Below are 16,678 nucleotides of genomic sequence, written 5' to 3'. Positions count from 1 at the left end.
ATAACAGTGATGAAAACAAAAGCTAGTTAAGTTTTCACTAACAAAGCACGATTATTTGCTAATTTTATGACTGACAGCGCTTTCATTTGGCAAAACAGCAAGTTCGCGAATAATCACGCATTGATTCGGTGCAGCCCCTTGCTGCACCTAGCATGTTGTTTTATGATGAACAGTCTTAATTATGCTGATTTGGTCGTCTAATTTACCTAATGAGCATAATTTGCAGACAGAAAAAATAGACAGTTTAAGTTTACTAGTAGTCGCTTAAAGCTTGACAAAGAATAAAAACAGCGCGAGTGAGAGCAACAGACAGGGTGTAAAGGAAGCAATGAAAAAAACAATGTACGAAAAGATCTGGGACGCGCATGTAGTCCACGAACCTAAAGGTAGCGCATCTATCCTTTTTGTTGATCGTCACCTCATGCACGAAGTAACAAGCCCGCAAGCCTTCGAAGGTTTACGCATCTCGAATCGCCCAGTTCGTAATCCCCACAGCATTCTGGCAACAATGGATCACTGTGTTCCAACCAAAGCAGCCGACCGAGCAACGCTCCCTGATCCGATTGGCAAGAAACAAATTCAAGTGATGGCGCAAAACTGTGCCGATAACAGCATTAATCTGTACGACATGAACAATGCTAACAACGGTGTAATTCATATCGTTGTACCAGAGCACGGATTTGTTCATCCCGGCATGGTGGTTTGTTGTGGTGATAGTCACACCGCAACTCACGGAGCCTTTGGCGCCCTCGCCTTCGGTATTGGTACTTCTGAAGTTGAACACATTATGGCAACTCAGACCATCCAACAAGGCAAATCAAAAACTATGCTGGTGAAAGTGGATGGTGAGTTACCCGAGTTTGTCACCGCCAAAGACATTGTGTTGGCCATTATCGGTAAAATTGGTACTGCCGGAGGCACCGGTTACGTCATCGAATTTGCAGGCTCTGCAATTGAAGCTCTTTCGATGGAAGGCCGCATGACCGTTTGTAATATGGCCATTGAAGGTGGAGCACGAGCGGGTTTGATTGCACCAGACCAAAAAACCTTTGATTTCCTCAAGGGCAAAGAGTTCGCTCCTAAAGCTGAATACTGGGATCAAGCAGTTGCCTATTGGCAGTCATTGACCACCGACGAAGGTGCCGAGTACGACGCTGTAGTAGAATTAAACGCAGCAGAAATTGCGCCACAAGTGACTTGGGGTACTTCACCAGAGCAAGTACTACCAGTGGATCAACCAATTCCAGATCCGACTCAAATCGAAGATTCAATTAAATCTTTAGCGGCTAAAAGTGCGCTTAGCTACATGGGTTTAGAAGCCGGTAAGAAAATGACCGACTTTCCGGTAGATGTTGTATTTGTGGGTTCATGCACCAATGGCCGTATCGAAGACTTCCGTGCCATTGCCGCTGTATCTAAAGGTAAAAAAGTAGCATCAGGTGTGCAAGCGATTGCGGTACCAGGTTCTTACCCTGTGAAAGAACAAGCTGAAAAAGAAGGCATTGATAAAGTGCTTATCGAAGCTGGCTGGGAATGGCGTGAGCCAGGCTGCTCAATGTGTCTCGCGATGAATGGTGATTATCTTCAACCTGAACAGCGTTGCGCATCAACTTCAAACAGAAACTTCGAAGGACGACAAGGTAAAGGGGGGCGAACCCACCTTGTATCACCCGCAATGGCAGCAGCAGCGGCCATTGAAGGTAAGTTCGTCGATTTACGTACTTGGAAATAATGTAAACACGTTGATTAATCAATGTGAGTGAAATTTTTGGAGTTTATGATGCAAGCATATAAAAAACACAGCTCTGTTGCTGCGGTAATGAATCGTAGCAACGTAGATACAGACCAAATCATTGCCAAGCAATTTTTGAAAAAAGTGGAGCGTACCGGTTTTGGCGTTCACCTTTTCCACGATTGGCGCTACCTAGAAGATGGCTCTGACAACCCAGAGTTTGAATTAAACCGACCCGAGTTTAAAGGTTCAAAAATCCTAATCGCCGGGGATAACTTTGGTTGTGGTAGCTCACGTGAGCACGCACCTTGGTCAATTGCCGATTACGGTTTTAATACTATTATTTCAACTAGCTACGCTGACATTTTCTTTAGTAACTGCTTTAAAAATGGCATATTGCCAATCATCGTTGATGCTGAAACATTACAAGCATTAATGGATGAAGTCGAAGCGGCCCCTGGGATTTCAATTACCATTGATTTAGAGAATCAAGTCATTCAAACCCCTGCCGGTAAAGAAATAGCATTTGATGTGGACCCATTCCGTAAAGAGACTTTATCTAAAGGTCTAGACGACATTGGCTGGACTTTAAAATTCGAAGACAAGATCTCTGAATTTGAAGCCAAACACAAACAACAACTTCCTTGGTTATGGCCTAACGCCTAATCAACGATGTACCGTTTTGTACATCAATCGTTATCTAGCAGGCGCAGCTCAGGTTGCGCCTACTTCTTTAAGCTAATTCTTTACTGAGAGATCGGCTTTATGGAGCAAAACCGCTCAATTCAACTCATGGATACCACGCTACGCGATGGCGAGCAAACTCAAGGTGTATCTTATTTTCCACAAGAAAAAGTCAGTATTGGCAAAGCCTTACTCCAATCACTAAAAGTTGACCGCATCGAAGTCGCTTCGGCACGTGTCTCAGAAGGCGAAAAGGCAGCGGTACAACAACTCACCGCTTGGGCAAAAACCACTGGCTATTTACAGCAAATCGAAATTCTGGGCTTTGTTGACCACACTAAGAGTGTCGACTGGATCGTAGACTCAGGTGCAAAAATCATCAACTTGCTTACCAAAGGCAGCTTAAACCACTGTACCAATCAGTTAGGTAAAAGCCTTGAACAACATATTATCGATATCAAACAAACCGTAGACTATGCCAAAAGCCAAGGTTTATCGGTCAATGTTTACTTAGAGGATTGGTCAAATGGCTACGCCGATAGCCCCGACTATGTTTTTCAATTGGTAGAAGCGCTCAGCAACCTCGACATTGAGCACTTCATGCTGCCAGACACCTTAGGTGTGATGGCACCCAAAGAAGTGTATATCAGTATCTCAGAGATGATTACTCGCTTCCCACAAATCAAATTTAATTTTCACCCCCACAATGACTATGGTCTGGCAACAGCCAATAGTATGGCCGCCGCCGAGGCGGGGGTCGCAGCCCTGCACTGCACCATGAATTGTTTGGGCGAACGCGCCGGTAATGCTTCGCTGGCCGAAGTCTCGGTGGTCCTTAAAGATAAACTCGGCTTTCAACTTAATATTGATGAGAAAGAGATCCACAATATTGCTAAATTAGTTGAGAGCTTTTCCGGTAAACGTTTAGCTGCCAATACGCCTATTGTAGGAGCCGATGTGTTTACCCAAACCGCTGGGATCCATGCCGATGGCGATCATAAAGGGGGCTTATATATTACCGAATTAAGCCCCGAACGTTTTGGCCGCGAGCGAAAATATGCGCTGGGCAAGATGGCCGGCAAAGCTTCTATCGTGAAGAATTTAGAAGCGATGGAGATCGAGCTGTCTCCCGAAAATCAAAAGAAACTACTCCAAAAGATTGTTCAACTTGGTGACCAGAAGGCGACCATTACGCCCGACGACCTACCCTTTATTATTGCAGACATCATGGAGAGTAACGATTTTGCTCACATTGAGTTGCTTAACTGTTCAATTACCAGTGGTTTAGATCTCGAGTCTTCGGCCAACATCCGTCTGCGAATTGGAGATGAGATCTATAAAAGCTCTGGCCATGGTAATGGTGGCTTTGATGCCTTTATGAAGGCCTTAACTTATCCTTTATCAGAAGCTAAGTTGAGCATGCCTGAGCTGCTTGATTATGAAGTACGCATCCCACCGGGCGGTCAAGCCAACGCTTTAACCGAATGTGTGATTCAATGGCGCGATGAAAACAAACAGTTCCATACGCGCGGAATCAACTCAAACCAGGTATTTGCGGGTATTCAAGCAACCTTGCGAATGCTGAACGTACGTTTACACCAACGTCAGTCAAACTAAATCAACGGCAAGCATCGCTTGCCGTTATCGTTTAATCACAAAGGCTCTTATTGTCGGCAAACAACAAAGTTTGCACAATAGATTAAATTTCGACCGTCTTTTAGCCATTTCCGTACCCATGGGCTAACTCATCGCTGCCCCGCTCTGGGTTAGCAACGGGGTAAAAGCTTTCGCCTACGGCGACGTCATTAAGCTTCAACGAGCAAAGCTTAGCTAAGCAAAAAGAAAACTCGCCCTGCATCTTCTTAAACCCTGCGTTGCTCACTCACAAGGGCGTTGAAGTAAACACTACGCTCAAACAGACTTCAACTTTGCTCCCTTGTTCATTTGCGCTACTCGGCGAAGATGATGGGATTTAAAAGCGTAATCTTAGCTATCGAGAGTGTGAAATGTTTTTGTTTTTAGAATGGGTGTCTAGTTTATTTTTATTTTCAGCACGCAATTAAACTTATGTCGTTAAATTGCTTAGTTTTTTGAGCTTTAGCCTAGGTAAGTGTCGCGAAAAGGTGTTATTGTTAGTTTTGTTTTTAGAATGGGTATCTAGTTTATTTTATCAGTTTATTTTATCGCATGACTGAACTAGCTTTGGTAGGTACTTGCCTGTTGACTTAGTCCAGTTTGGGTTGACCAGTACACTTCTATCAAAACCTACAGAAGGATGTGAATTAATTGGCAAGGAATAATAACCAGATCGCGTTGGCTGATGTTTTAAGGGAGTATGAAGACAACGGCACTACCTTTACCGCTGAGATGGTAGCCCAACGCACCACGTATAGTAAAAACTCCATCAACAAGTACATTAATGAGAAGTTGCTTGATAAGTACGTTTATCATGCTGGTTCGCGTACCAAATACCGTATTGAAGGGATAAGCGCCTTATCAAATGACGCATTCCTTGCGGTAATGAGTCAGTCAGCAAAGGTTAAGCAGAAAACACCTGAAGAGCAGTTTCACGACAAACTGGTTAGTCGGAGCCTCGATGCTTTCACTTTGGCGCTGGAGGTATATAACCGACCTAGTATGAAAAATCGCGTTGAAGCCTTTGCAATCATGATGGTCAATGCTTGGGAGCTGCTACTTAAAGCAGAGGTCCTCAAGGCTGAAGGGTATGAAAGAATCTTTTACGATGGGGATAAAAGTATATCCATTTCAGATGCGGTTAAACGGAGGCTGCAAGAAAAAGATCCCGTCAGAATAAATTTAGAGACGATTATTGATTTACGTGACCACGCCATCCATTTGCTGATACCAGAGTTACAGCCACAATTATCCCGACTTTTTCAAGCAACCGTTCTGAACTATCAAACACGTTATAGGAACGAAATGGGGAATGCACCTCTTGCTGGACAAAGTGTGGGTATGCTGAGTTTGGTAGTAGATGGCCCCGCTCCAGAAGTAGCATTAATTCAAAAGTTGTATGGTAAATATGCTGCTCAATCAGTAGCTAAATTCATTCAACGTTTTGACGAAACATCGAAAAAAATTGATTCTACAGAGTTCTCAATTCCTATTGATTACAGGCTTGCTCTCGTTAAGCGGGAAGATGAAAGTGATCTGTCGCTTAGTGTTGGAGATGTCGGTGAAGGAGCTGTTATCATCACGAAGACTAAGGACCCAGATGCTACTCACCCCTACCATATGAACGAGGCTCTTGATGAAATAAACAAACGGCAAGCAACCATTTCAATTAAGAGTGGCGCTTTTCAGGCCGTGCTGAATAAACACAAAATTAATAATCAGACAAAGTCCGATATGCGTTGGGTTATTGATGGAAGACCTCGTTATTCTGAAAAATTCATCAGATGGTTTGTATACAACTTAAAGCAACCCAAATGGCTGGAATCCGCTAAGGAATTTAGGCGCAGCCAACTTAGGAACAAGCGCTGATATGTCAGATATAAAGTTTGATAGTGAGCCTCCCAACGTGAGCGATGTACTGCACGCCCATCACAGGGCAAATGCCCTGAACGATACATTCCAGTCACTCGAAACTATCTACCAACTATTGTCACTAGCGAATCTTCCGGTCGAACCTCCTCTTGGGAATATTTCACGTTACAACTGGGTTCGTTCGATTCTAGATATTGTTTTTAGAATGGATGTCTAGTTTATTCTTTAGCCGTGAATGAATCGTTCTGTACCCATGAGTTATCTCATCGCTGCCCCGCCCTGTGTTAGCAACGGGGTAAAAGCTTTCGCCTACGGCGACGTCATTAAGCTTCAACGAGAAAAGCTTAGCTAAGCAAAAAGAAAGCTCGCCCTGCATCTTCTTAAACCCTGCGTTGCTTATTCTCAAGGGCGTTGAAGTAAACACTACGCTCAAACAAACTTCAACTTTGCTCCCTTGTTCATTTGCGCTACTCGGCGAAGGTGATGGGATTTAAAAGCGTAATCTTGGCTATCGAGAGTGTGAAAGGTTTTTTTTAGAATGGGTGTCTAGTTTATTCGTGCCAGTGTGTTATCGCAGCGTCATCCAGCCAAAAAGTTATTGAGCCTCGCTGGGTTAAGGCCTTGTTGTATTGCTTCCAGTTGACGATGTTGCCTTTTGCTTTACCCATGATACGACCTGACTATAGTGGTTTAACGATCAGATCGCAGAGAGGCTGAAAGGTTCAATCCTATTTAAGCAACAACGCCTTGTAGAGGCACAAAAATTATTAAAACTTTGGCAATCTGAGCCATATCACCCCGAACCCAAATTGGCTTATGGAGGAAAAAGTGCTTGGAAAGATGACTACAAATATGGCGAAGCTGAAAAGGGGGTCATTTTTGGGAAAGACAAACCAGTTCCTTTAGCTACAATTGCATTCGGTAAATGCGAACTGGGAAATTATGTTGGTTTTATTAATGGGATAACAAGAACCATCTGGCTGTTAGCTAATGAAGCGTCAAAATACCCAGTATTATGTCTAAACAGCATTGCAAAGCTATTGTTTGAAATTGCAGGGGCTGATGGTACAAAGATTATATCAGTAGCATAAGTATTACGAGATTATCAGGATAATCATGGAAGAGACTATTCATGCTGAACTTAGTCGTCAGATTAGATATTTTTCAATACTCTAGGTAATCAGGCTCACTCTTAAGTTGCCGCTTTCACTAGCTCACCATTGTCCAAAAAACGAGTCAGTCGGAACCATTTCGGGACGTAGCACTCAAATGCTAATTAAGTGAACAAAGGGTCAATTAGAATCTCGCGGTCACAATCTCTATTCAATGGGTAGGCTAAGAGCTTACATACTAATAATGACGCGAACAAGCACAGTGTTTGGAGTATTTAGAAAGTGCATAGGACTATCAAAGCTTACCGGTAGTTAGATCGATGAGCTCTGCATCAATTCGCCAGCAAGCTGGCTAGGACATAAAAACACGTTTCGGCCCATACTAAGCTAGAAAAAGAACATACTAAGGATTGTCAGCGTGCTCTAACCCTAGCCTTTAGGATTGTACTTTAGGTTCAATTGGCTATATTTGCGTGGTATTTGAGATGCTCAATGAACATCGGAATTTTTTTAGCCAAGTGCTTTCGAGAAGAATAAAAAGCATACAGCACTAAATTATCAGGCTGATACTCCATCTCAACCACCTCCAAAGCGCCCGAGCATATCTCAGTCTGGCAAAATTCGATAGGTAGGATCGCAAACCCTAAACCAGATATTGCCCCTGTTTTGGCAAGGTGCCCGCTGTTCACTTTAAAGGAAGACTGTACCTTTTGAGTGATAAGCTCACCTTTAGCGTTTTTGAATATCCACGGAGTTCCATTTATCGCGGTAAAGCTACTGATACACGGAACATGTTTCAAATCGGTAATCTGAAAAGGCCTAGGAAAGCTTTGTAAGATTTTGGGGGATGCCACTACAGCACTTGGCCAGCATTGAATCTCCTTCGCTACCCAATTATTGTCTTCGAGCTTCCCACGATGAAAACTTAGAACGATGTCAAATCCATCAAGTAAATCTTCTTTCGGACTGATGCTGGTATCACAACATAATGAAACCGAGGGATGCTGGATACAAAAAGAAACCAATGCTTGGGCTAAAGCAGGCGAATCAGGCATTAAGACTTTCAGCTGACCCATAACCTGATGAGAGTGCTGAGTCACTTCCTCAAGAGCATCATTAAGCTTGTCCAGCAATGGCTGTGTGCGTAAATAAAGATGTTCTCCCGCATCTGTTGGAGCGATTCTGCGGGTCGTTCGGTCAAATAGTCGTGTATCCAGTCGATCTTCCAGCAAAGCGATGTGGCGACTAACATTTGATGTCGGCAAACCTAGAAATTCTGCAGCCCGTTTAAAGCTATTGTTCTCATAGACACAGTGAAAGCTTTTTAACCACTGCTGTTCAATCTTGTCTAACATCTCATTTGTCCCATAAAGTGGGATTATTAAACCAATAATTGCCACTTTATTACCAAATACAGGCTAATACAATACCCTTCACTAAAGGTATCTGAATAAGGTTTCCCATGAGTTGGCTAGAAAAGCTACTAGAGAAGAAGAACATCATTCGTACACGTAAAGCGTCGATTCCTGAGGGAGTATGGACTAAATGCCCTTCTTGTGATCAGATCTTATACCGTATAGCTCTTGAAAAGAATCTGGCGGTGTGTCCAAAATGTGAACACCACATGCGGATGGCTGCACGCCAACGAATAGAAAGTTTTCTGGATAAAGGGGAACGAACTGAAATTGGCAGTGAACATGAACCGAAAGATTTGCTAAATTTTAAGGATCTGAAGCGATATAAGGAACGCCTTGCTCTAGCTCAAAAAAGCACCGGAGAAAAAGATGCGCTCGTGGTGATGAAAGGAAAACTAATGGGGATACCTGTTGTGACCTGCGCATTCGAGTTCTCATTTATGGCAGGGTCGATGGGGTCAGTTGTAGGGGCTCGTTTCGTTCAGGCAGTTGACGCTGCCATTGATGCAAATTGTGGGTTCGTATGCTTTTCTGCTTGTGGCGGTGCTCGAATGCAAGAGTCGCTAATGGCTCTGATGCAAATGGCCAAAACCAGCGCTGCCTTGAATCAATTATCAATGGCTAAACTCCCCTACATATCGGTACTAACAGATCAAACTTTTGGTGGTGTCTCAGCTAGCTTAGCTATGTTGGGTGACATTAACATTGGCGAGCCTAAAGCAAGGATCGGATTCGCGGGGCGTCGTGTTATCGAGCAAACCGTTCGAGAAAAATTACCCGAGAGTTTTCAGCAGAGTGAGTTCCTCTTAGAGCATGGTGCTCTAGATATGATTGTGGATAGACGTGAGATGCGCAAACGAGTTGGTGGACTCATCGCTAAAATGACAAATACAACGATTCAGCAGGATGTATAGCTTGTCAATGCGGTAACAAAACAGATTGAGTTCACTGAATTAAAACCTCTCAAATCCTCGTGTCACCCATCAGTGTCCAAATTATTATGCCACTCCCTGGTAAACTGGCGTCAAATACCCAAGTACTAAAAAACATGAATACAGAACTCAAAACCACCCACAAAAAGCGAGGGCTGAACTCGCTTCCAGCCCCCATGCTAAGCGCGTCACCGTCAACGATTCCATACTAACGCTAATTCCAAACACCGTTGCATAAGTGGCCGCTCAAACTCGTTTTGGCCAATCGTGAGTATTAGAACAATAGCCCCGTCACTGATCTGTTTTTAGCATTTACAATGCTAAAAACACTGTTATCTTCCGGCACCTATAGCGAAGCATTCGCATTAAAAGCTAACAAGATTTTAGTGACCTCGTCGATCCGTCGCACAAAACTCTGTTTACTGGCGCGTTCATGAACCGTGTGGTCACCATCACCATACGGCCCAAAACCATCCAGAGTCGCCACCCCGGCTGACGACACGATGTTAGCATCACTCACCCCACCTCGCTTCTCGGTTTTTAATGGATAATCTAAAATTTCGGCTATCGTTGATAGTAATTCAGCTTGCTCAGCGGATGCCTGCATCACATCGCGTTGGATCCCCCCTTCCAGCGAAGCGATTACACCGGCAACCTTTGGCTCGGCGACAATGCGTTCAAGTCCGGCAAGTAAACGGTCTCGTTCCTTGATTTGGGTATAGCGCAGCTCAACAACAATTGAAGCTTTCGGTGAAATCGTATTGGCACCTATCCCTCCCGAAATTTTTCCAACATTTACGGTGCTACCAGCAGCCAGATCCGTTAAATCGGTCAAGGCAATCAGCATCTGTGCCGCCGCCAAATTAGCATTGCAACCATCGGCGTAATGATTCCCCGCATGAGCAGCCTTGCCTTCAAAGTGAATGGTAAACGTGCCGACACCTTTACGCTCAGTCACCACTTCATGCTCGGCCCCAGCAGCTTCAAATACCAAGCAAATGTCATAATTTTTAGCCAATTCCGCACTCAGGTATTTGCTGTCATCACTGCCGCTTTCTTCATCACTAACCAACAACATATCAATATTAGCCAGTCCGCCGTGAGCCAAGCGCACAGCCTTAAGCGATTCTAAAGCAACAATATTACCGCCTTTCATATCACATACGCCGGGCCCATACACCCAATCGGAGTCTTCACGAAACCCTTCAAAGCTATTGGGAGGAAATACGGTATCAAGATGGCCTAATAGCAATACCCGTGGTAATGCCGAGTTATATCGACTGGTAAATAGCAAATGATCCCCAATATGCTCTCGCCGAAAAACTTCGGTGATATAGCCGAGTTGCTCCATCCAAGCGCGAAACACTGCACCATTTTGGTCAACCCCCGCTTTATTTTTTGTATAAGAGTTTAAATCGATAATACTTTTCAATTGGGCAAAGTTCAGCATCTCGCTTTGTTCCTCATTATTTTTAAAGCCTTAAAAATCGCTATATTCCCTTAAGGAGCGGCCCTTATAGGTCGCTAACGCTCGCAAACCTTAAGCGCCCCTAAGCCCCCATATCATTCGAAGCCATTTGTCTACTGCAAAAAGTGAACCATTGAAATGGTAACGACATCTAATGGCATTAATATTGCTGATTTAGACCATAGGTTTAATGGAAATAAACCTTGAACGTGATGAATTCTGGTCTTAAGGGGCTTTTATGGGTAAGAATCTAGTAGATAAAAATGGCCCTACCATAGGGATGTGGATGTATCAAAACAGTGGTGGGGACACCATCCAGAACAACATTATCAAGCAATTAGCACAGCGTGGGATTAACGTAATTACCGGCTTAGATTTAGCACAAGCCTCAGCGCAAAATGGCGAGATTATCTGTAATGGTATTGCCATGGAGCAACTCGATTTATTCTTCTCTTATAATGCAGGCCAACAAACACCTTTCCAAATGTATTTATATCAAGCGATCAATAAATTGGTGCCAACTATCAATAATTTTGAAGCCTTTTCTCTGTCCGAAGATAAATTTTTAACCGCTTACGCGCTCAATCAAGCCGGCATACGCAGTGCCGATTATCGCTTATTTAATCGTGAAGATTTTTCTGGGCTACGCGACACGGTTCGTGAATGGAATGGCCGAGTTGTATACAAACCAACCGATGGCTGGGGCGGAACAGGGATCGTTAAGATCGAAGACGAGCGTTCTTTAGATGTGCTGGTACCGTTTTTAAATCGACTCGATGTCCCGCACTTTTACTTAGAAAAATACATCAATTACGATAAAACTGATTATCGTGTCGACGTTGTCGACGGTAAGTACATCGGTTGTTACGGCCGTAAAGCGCCCACCGATAGCTGGAAGACCAACATCACCAGTGGTGGCAGCGTGATTACCCGCCATCCCTCAGATGAAGTAATTGAACTCGCCATACAGGCAGCTAAGGTTACCGGCTTAGAGATTGCTGGCGTCGACCTACTTTATGACTTAGATACCGAAGAATATGTAGTGTTGGAAGTCAACGGCATTCCTGCCTTTGCCACACCGGAACAAGAAAAACTGGGGATCGATTTTAACTCGAGAAAAATTGATGCCATTGTTGAATTAGTAGAGCGCACTATATTTACCAACACCCAACCTCTCCCCTTAGTTGACCGAATAGAAGACAGCATATATGAGCAACAGCAGACTGCCTAAACTAGGCCTACTTTATCTAGACCACGTCTTAAGATTTTTCGACAAATCTAATTTTAAAGGCTGGCCAAATACAATTGAAACCGTGGTTTACCATTGGGGACACGATAAAAATCGCTTTATCGAAGAAGTGAAGCAAAAAAAAATCGAAGTACTCATTGGTAATATTCCCGCAACGGCCTACGAAACTTTTCGACAAATTGCACGCGAATTGCCAGAGGTTCGATTTATTCCCTCACTAGATACTCAATTCAGCAATAAATCGAAAGAAAATGTCACTCATTTTTGTGAAAAATACCAAATCCCCATTCCGCCCACCGATATTTTTTATGAATATGCCGAAGCCGAAGCATTCTTAAAGACCACTACTTACCCCAAGATCATCAAAAAATCTTACGGGCCATCAAACTACGGTGGTTACTTTGTCCATAAGGTAGACAACTTTCAAGAAGCCAAAGCCTTACTCGCCGAAAAAAAATACTATCCGGTTTACCTGCAAAACTTTGTCCCCATGAGCGCCGATATACGGGTGATGCTGATTGGCCATAAACCGGTATGCGCATTTTGGCGCCGTCCTCCCGAAGGCGATTGGCTAACCAATACCAGCCAAGGCGGCAGCATGGATTATCAGGATGTCCCCAAAGAGGTGTTAGATTTGGCGGTGCAAGTCTCCAAAGCCGCCAAGGCCGAGTATTGGGCCTGTGACATCGCTGTTGGTATCGATGGTAAATTGCGCATTCTAGAATGCGCCACCGCCTTTGCCGCCTTCCCCTATATTCGAGACTGGATAGGCCAATACCTGATGTGGCACTTATCCGACGGGCAATTTAAATTGCCTAATATTCCACTATACAACTGGGAAGAGCTAGGCAAAATGAGCGCTTCGATCCTGCGAACGATGCGGTATATCACCTTTGGCCGAAAGTACTTTCCCAGCTGTGACAGTGGTGAAACCTTTACCGCACTTAGCGAGGATAATTACCCGATTGTGTCAACAAATCCGATCCCCGGTGCAGAAGAGTGGCCAAGCGAAGTTTGGAATCGTCAGGATAACTACCCGCGAAATCAATCATCCACAAGTCCCCGGCAAGCGACCATGCAAAGTGCTGATACGCAAAGCCAAGGCGACGTTCCCTCTGCAGAAGAAGCAGACGAATCAAGCCCGCAACAACAACCAGACTAAATGATTGACGAACCATCCCCCTTATTCTGTAAACTAAGGGGGAACGGAGCTTGCTTCGTATGATGATTGAACACCACAACAGTAACTAAAGTACACTCTCAAGGAAGAAATGCAGGCTTTGCAAAAAACCTGGCAATAGGCCAAATATGAAAAAACAATATACTTCTTATAAAGATACGATGGCTTTTCTTGAACAAGCAATGGCTGACTACCCAGACTTAATCCACGTGCAAAGCATTGGGAATACTTGGGAAAATCGCCCTATTGTTCTAGCCACTCTCTCCTTAGGTTTAGCCAATGCCAACACCAAGCCTGCACTGTTATATACGGGAACCATTCATGCCCGAGAATGGATTGGTATCGAACTGGCCAATAGCTTCATCAAATACATTATCGACAATCATCAGTTTAACCCAAAGCTTCAGCAAGCCTTGAGTCGCAATACCCTATATATTGTGCCCTGCCTTAACCCCGATGGTTTTGAATTTTCTCGCACTCATTTTTCTTTTTGGCGAAAAAACCGCAGAGATAACGGCGATGGTAGCTTTGGCGTCGATCTAAACCGCAATTTTGGCACTCGTTTCAAACACCGTAACGATACCAATGCCACCACCTATGGTGGTCCTGAAGCCTTTTCTGAACCAGAAACTCGAGCGATTAGAGACTTTGTCGACAACCATCACAATATTACGATCGAGCTAGATTACCACTCGCAAGGCAACGTATTTTTCCCTGCGCATAAATTTAATCATGAAGCCGAAGTCGATACCACTGACTTAAATACCCTATGCGCCAACATGGCACATGAAATCCAAAAAGTCTCGGGTACCCAATATGGGATACATCGTGGCAAGCCCCCCACCAATTTAATTAATGGTAGCGGCCGAGAGTACTATTACGACAAAGGCATCATTGCCACCGTTGTTGAGGTAGGCACTCGTAATATTCCCGATTACATGGAAAACATGACCCAAAGCGTGAACGAAAACATTCCCGCGCTGGTACTCGCACTTAACTCAGCAATCAGTTACTCGTCCCTCGCGCCGCAGCGAGTGAGCAACTTCACGATTAACGCACTTGCCGCCAATGAAGCCACTTTAGAGTGGGAATATTCCGGTGACGAGGATGTTTATTTCGAAATTTATCGCAACCAGCAACATAAAAGTCCCTGTACAGATGACAACTTAGTGGGCATCACCAAATCCACCAGCTTTACCGATGTTCAACTGCAAAGCGGCAGCTACTATTACTACAAAATTAGGGCGGTTCATGCAAAACAGCAGATCTGCGGCCCCTATGCGCCAGAAGTGAAATTAAAAACCGACCTCGCGCAACATCAATTTAGCCGAACCTTATTTCCGCTGCGCAACGATATTGGCTATCTAGGGCAATACACTCAAGAAAAAAATCGAGAACATTTTGGGAACAACTCGTTATTTATTGGAGTGAATAAATCTCGAGGCGTTTGCTACGGCGTCATTGAATTTAAACTAGATAGAGTCCCCGACGATGCTCAAATTGAAGCCGCATCATTCTCGCTTTACCCTCTCAACCGTGTTGGTGCAAAAATAGAAAACTACGGAGAATGGGGGATTTCAATACTCGATCCCGCGAGTATTTCCGATATTCGCGACTTTGAAGCCATCAAAAACGCCAAAGTACTACACACCGGTCAAGCCATCGAATCAGATAAGTTAACCCAAGGGGTCTGGAGTCATTGGTCGTTTAACGGTGCAGAGCGCAAATTACTTGAACAGTTTATCGAACAAGGCAGTCTGGTGATCCGTATCGACGGCCCCACGACGCTTCCCCGAGGGCACGAATCGCAGATGATGCAGTTTGATATTGGCTTTGGTCGCTTTGGTTCAGGCATTCACTATCGACCCAGTATTGAACTCACCTATACACGTCGACCACAGCGTGTAGAACTCTACCCTACAATGGTCAATAGTATCTATCGACAAGGAATTGAAAATGGCAAATTAGCTTCGGGTTATGACCCTGAAGGTGAAAAAGTTTATGGGCAACTGGCCTTCGCTATGCAGGCGATGCCCGACCCGCAACGAACCGTGATTACCGATGCCTATCTCGTCATTCAAAACACCAACTTCTTGGGCCCCAAAAAAGATATTCGATTCACGGTCGAATTGGCCGAAGTGGACAACTTGAGCTACCAATCAGTTAAAGAACGTCAACGAATTCAATATATTGGATACGAAGTCAGTCATACTGAGCTACGCGATAAAAAGCCACACTTCTTCAATTTTGATAGCTTTAGTCGTGGAGAACTGGAGCGTTTATATAGTGAACATAGCCCCATTTGTTTTGTGATCCGCTCCACCTCTGCCAGCAAAAAAGGCCAAGATGATCTGATAAATTGGCTTAATGATCCGAGTAATCAGCAACAACCAAAATTAATCATCGAGTATATCGAACGTCCGAAGACCCCTTTAGCTGCCCCGACAAACTTCACGGTCACGCTTGAAAAAAACTTAGCGAAACTCACCTGGAAAAACCCTGACAATGACGATTTTGTGGGTGCCTTTGTGGTGCGGAATCGCTTTCATCCTCCCAAATCACCTCAAGATGGCGTAAAAATTTATGGCGGTAAGGATGAATACACTTTTGATGATTTTGGTAATCCCAATATTCCTAAGTACTACTCGATATTTTCTTACGATGGTGTCCCCTTATATTCCGCTCCCGCTTGTATTTATTTCAGTGCAAATCAGGCGTCCCGGTAGTCGAACTTGACCCTGAAGACTGGGAGCCTCAACAAGATGAGTATTTTCAAAGTTTAGATAATCCTTAAACTGCTAGTGCCGACCCAGCGAAATACCACTGTTTTCGCTGGCTTGGCGCTAATATTTAGCTTAAACAGTTCCTAGAGTTAACTTCAGAATGGTAATCCGGCATTAATTGGTATTGAAAATGATTCATTATTATTTCTCAAGGCATGGGCTAATAATGCGGTACGCCTGTTACTGTCTTGTTTCCAAGTGATTTTGCCATAACCATGACCATTCCAGTTGCCATAGGTAAACGCAGCGGTCGCGTTAGCTGGAATATCAAAACTAATCGTCGCATCAGCCGGTGAAGTACTGATGTTTATCGCAACCCCGTTTAAATTCGTAAATGCCGAAGGGCTGCTAATTAAACTGCCATTAAGATCGTACATTTCAAGTTCAACACTAACGGTTTCGTCAGTAATATTTGAAATCGTCACCCCCATCTCACTGGCCTTTGAAGTTGCTGACAAGTTTTAAGGAATGTATGCCGACCCCATGCTCTCAGCAAAGCTTGCGGAGGATAAAAAAGCCAGTAACATGACAAAAATCGTCGATATTTTCATTTAATAATCCTTAATTAAGTTATAAAAATTTTTCCAAAGCTATAGAAAGGTCTAAGCGTGCCTGT

At 44.0% G+C, this 16,678-nt stretch carries 12 protein-coding genes and 1 pseudogene; 9 read left to right on the top strand and 4 right to left on the bottom strand.

Features of this window, described 5'->3' with window-relative positions:
• Nucleotides 1–328 precede the first annotated feature (328 nt).
• The 4 genes from leuC to ACRRS1_RS09780 all read left to right on the top strand — a co-directional run bounded on the left by leuC (nt 329) and on the right by ACRRS1_RS09780 (nt 5,920).
• Nucleotides 329–1,732, top strand: a complete 1,404-nt coding sequence (leuC, locus tag ACRRS1_RS09795; protein WP_432467898.1) for a 3-isopropylmalate dehydratase large subunit — start codon at nt 329–331, stop codon at nt 1,730–1,732.
• A 48-nt stretch (nt 1,733–1,780) separates the two neighbouring features.
• Nucleotides 1,781–2,398, top strand: coding sequence for a 3-isopropylmalate dehydratase small subunit (gene leuD, locus ACRRS1_RS09790; RefSeq protein ID WP_432456187.1), 618 nt, complete (start codon nt 1,781–1,783; stop codon nt 2,396–2,398).
• Nucleotides 2,399–2,497: 99 nt separating this feature from the next.
• On the top strand, nt 2,498–4,033 hold the full coding sequence (locus tag ACRRS1_RS09785; RefSeq protein WP_432453365.1) for an alpha-isopropylmalate synthase regulatory domain-containing protein: 1,536 nt from the start codon (nt 2,498–2,500) through the stop codon (nt 4,031–4,033).
• Between the two features lie 669 nt (nt 4,034–4,702).
• Nucleotides 4,703–5,920, top strand: a complete 1,218-nt coding sequence (locus ACRRS1_RS09780; RefSeq protein WP_432467899.1) for a DUF3644 domain-containing protein — start codon at nt 4,703–4,705, stop codon at nt 5,918–5,920.
• Nucleotides 5,921–6,480: 560 nt separating this feature from the next.
• Here the strand turns inward: ACRRS1_RS09780 and ACRRS1_RS09775 are convergent.
• Nucleotides 6,481–6,591 (bottom strand): annotated as a pseudogene (locus tag ACRRS1_RS09775) (IS5/IS1182 family transposase); the annotation flags it as partial.
• A 33-nt stretch (nt 6,592–6,624) separates the two neighbouring features.
• Between ACRRS1_RS09775 and ACRRS1_RS09770 the strand changes: the two are divergent.
• Nucleotides 6,625–7,014, top strand: a complete 390-nt coding sequence (locus ACRRS1_RS09770) for a plasmid fertility inhibition factor family protein (RefSeq protein WP_439036011.1) — start codon at nt 6,625–6,627, stop codon at nt 7,012–7,014.
• A gap of 476 nt (nt 7,015–7,490) precedes the next feature.
• Here the strand turns inward: ACRRS1_RS09770 and ACRRS1_RS09765 are convergent, their stop codons facing one another.
• Nucleotides 7,491–8,390: a LysR family transcriptional regulator gene (locus ACRRS1_RS09765; RefSeq protein WP_432467900.1), complete on the bottom strand. Its 900-nt coding sequence runs from the start codon at nt 8,388–8,390 to the stop codon at nt 7,491–7,493.
• A 107-nt stretch (nt 8,391–8,497) separates the two neighbouring features.
• Between ACRRS1_RS09765 and accD the strand changes: the two genes are divergently transcribed.
• Nucleotides 8,498–9,364: an acetyl-CoA carboxylase, carboxyltransferase subunit beta gene (gene accD, locus ACRRS1_RS09760; RefSeq protein ID WP_432453367.1), complete on the top strand. Its 867-nt coding sequence runs from the start codon at nt 8,498–8,500 to the stop codon at nt 9,362–9,364.
• Between the two features lie 364 nt (nt 9,365–9,728).
• Here the strand turns inward: accD and ACRRS1_RS09755 are convergent, their stop codons facing one another.
• On the bottom strand, nt 9,729–10,832 hold the full coding sequence (locus tag ACRRS1_RS09755; protein ID WP_432459254.1) for a M20 family metallopeptidase: 1,104 nt from the start codon (nt 10,830–10,832) through the stop codon (nt 9,729–9,731).
• 256 nt (nt 10,833–11,088) lie between these two features.
• Between ACRRS1_RS09755 and ACRRS1_RS09750 the strand changes: the two genes are divergently transcribed.
• The 3 genes from ACRRS1_RS09750 to ACRRS1_RS09740 all read left to right on the top strand — a co-directional run bounded on the left by ACRRS1_RS09750 (nt 11,089) and on the right by ACRRS1_RS09740 (nt 16,005).
• Nucleotides 11,089–12,081 carry an ATP-grasp domain-containing protein gene (locus ACRRS1_RS09750; RefSeq protein WP_432463078.1) on the top strand — a complete coding sequence of 331 codons (993 nt, stop codon included), beginning with the start codon at nt 11,089–11,091 and terminating at the stop codon, nt 12,079–12,081.
• Complete coding sequence (locus ACRRS1_RS09745) at nt 12,059–13,261, top strand: ATP-grasp domain-containing protein (RefSeq protein ID WP_432467901.1); 1,203 nt, start codon at nt 12,059–12,061, stop codon at nt 13,259–13,261. Before ACRRS1_RS09750 ends, ACRRS1_RS09745 begins: the two co-directional genes overlap by 23 nt.
• 146 nt (nt 13,262–13,407) lie before the next feature.
• A complete protein-coding gene (locus ACRRS1_RS09740) occupies nt 13,408–16,005 on the top strand; it encodes a M14 family zinc carboxypeptidase (RefSeq protein WP_432467902.1) in 2,598 nt (865 codons plus the stop codon).
• A gap of 152 nt (nt 16,006–16,157) precedes the next feature.
• Here ACRRS1_RS09740 and ACRRS1_RS09735 read toward each other — a convergent pair whose 3' ends face one another.
• On the bottom strand, nt 16,158–16,487 hold the full coding sequence (locus ACRRS1_RS09735; RefSeq protein WP_432467903.1) for a hypothetical protein: 330 nt from the start codon (nt 16,485–16,487) through the stop codon (nt 16,158–16,160).
• Nucleotides 16,488–16,678: the final 191 nt, after the last annotated feature.

Origin of the sequence: Agarivorans sp. Z349TD_8, from assembly GCF_050870825.2 — a bacterium.
Taxonomy (GTDB): Bacteria; Pseudomonadota; Gammaproteobacteria; order Enterobacterales; family Celerinatantimonadaceae; genus Agarivorans.
Note: the sequence above shows the minus strand (reverse complement) of the source record. Positions and strands in the feature narration are given on the sequence as shown.